The organism is Aeromonas sp., assembly GCF_051657805.1.
In the GTDB taxonomy this organism is placed as follows: domain Bacteria; phylum Pseudomonadota; class Gammaproteobacteria; order Enterobacterales; family Aeromonadaceae; genus Aeromonas.
This window is the reverse complement of record NZ_JBOFLJ010000043.1, coordinates 1-1551: the sequence shown is the minus strand read 5'-3', so window position 1 is coordinate 1551 and position 1551 is coordinate 1. Positions and strand designations below refer to the sequence as shown.

Genomic DNA, 1551 nt, shown 5'->3' with positions numbered 1-1551 from the left:
CCCAATGCCGCAAGCGACCCCGCATCCGGACGCGATTGGACCAGGCCCTTCACCGGCAGTCTAGGTACCACCACCGGCACACGCTCCGGAGCTCACTTCCGCGGACACGCCCGGCACGTCTCAGCTAGGAACCTCACTGCCCCCTGTCCCCGCTTTCTTTGGCAGGCCCTCAAGGACCGGGATCACCCAGACTACCCCATCTGGCTGGAGTCATATGACGAAGAACGCAATGGCCTCATTTCCTTGGACACCTACGAGGTTATCCTTGAGGCGGAATATCAACGATTGAAAGCCAAGCACAACATTACCGCCATTCCCACCATGTGCATCCACACCGTCAAAACTGATGGAGCCGGGAACCCAGTTCGTGCCAAGTCTCGAACCGTGGTGATGGGCAATGCGGAAGAGCGGTACTGGACCAAGAACGATCTGTTCGCCCCTGTGCTCATGAAACACACCATTCGCACTCTCACCGGACTGGCAGTCTCCAAGGGACGCCGCGTCAAACAATGTGATGCTAAGAATGCTTTCTGCCATCCCACTCTCCCTGAGGACGAAATCTGCGTGTGCATTCCACCCCGTGGGTGCCCTTATTCGGCCCCTGGAACGTACTGGCGCCTCAAGAAGACCCTCTATGGCCTCCGACGTAGCCCCCGCCACTGGTACCAAACCTTCAAGGCCGTCCTCCTGGATATCGGCCTCACCATGTGCACTCATGAACCCTGCGCCTTCATCGGACAATCTCCCACTGGTGGCACCATCTACTTTGGTACCTACGTGGACGACTGCATGTATTTTGGGACCGATGACGCCACTGAATTGTGGTTCGAACAGGAACTGGGAAAACGGCTAGTCATTGACTTCATGGGGGATCTCTCGTATTACCTTGGGGTCTTCTATGAGTGGGGACGCACCGCTGATGGTCGCCTCACAGTCCACTGCTCCCAAGAAGGCCACATCCACCGCATGTTGGAACAATTCAACCTCTCCACCGCTCACGCTGTCAGGACACCCTTCCGCAGTGGACACATCATTGACCGCAACCTTCATGATGGCCAACCCCCGGAGTCCAAGCCAACTCTGGTGAAGGATTACCAGTCACTGGTAGGGGGGTTGAACTGGATCAGCCTTAGTACCCGCCCTGATATCACTGGTTCGGTGTGTCTCCTTGCAACTTACCTCCACAACCCGTCACAGGGTCACTTGGATAGCGCCAAACACGTCCTCAAGTACCTCAAGGGGACCATGGATTGGGGGATCCGCTTCACTCAACCTCCAGCCGAGCCATCGTATGACTCCTTCGACCCGGCCGACTGCCTCAACGCCATTGTGGCCTGGCCCACCGATGACCAACCTCGTGTGGCTACCGTTGACCGCCTGGACACCTACACAGACAGCAATTGGGGGCCACAGGATGCCTCCCGTCCCAAGCCCGATGAGACGCGTACCGACGCTGAAATGTATTCCCTCCTCGGATCCGTCATCACCTACATGGGGGTCCCCTTGACTGCCGCAGTGTCCGTGAGAAGTCCGCCAGCCGCAGTGTGTGCG

The 1551-nt window shown here is 57.8% G+C and carries 1 protein-coding gene; it reads left to right on the top strand.

What is annotated here, in order from left to right; translation table 11 throughout:
* Window positions 1–243: 243 nt before the first annotated feature.
* Window positions 244–1551 (top strand): reverse transcriptase domain-containing protein (locus tag ACRCYW_RS14645; RefSeq protein ID WP_438550797.1); only part of this gene is annotated, 1308 nt, incomplete at its 3' end.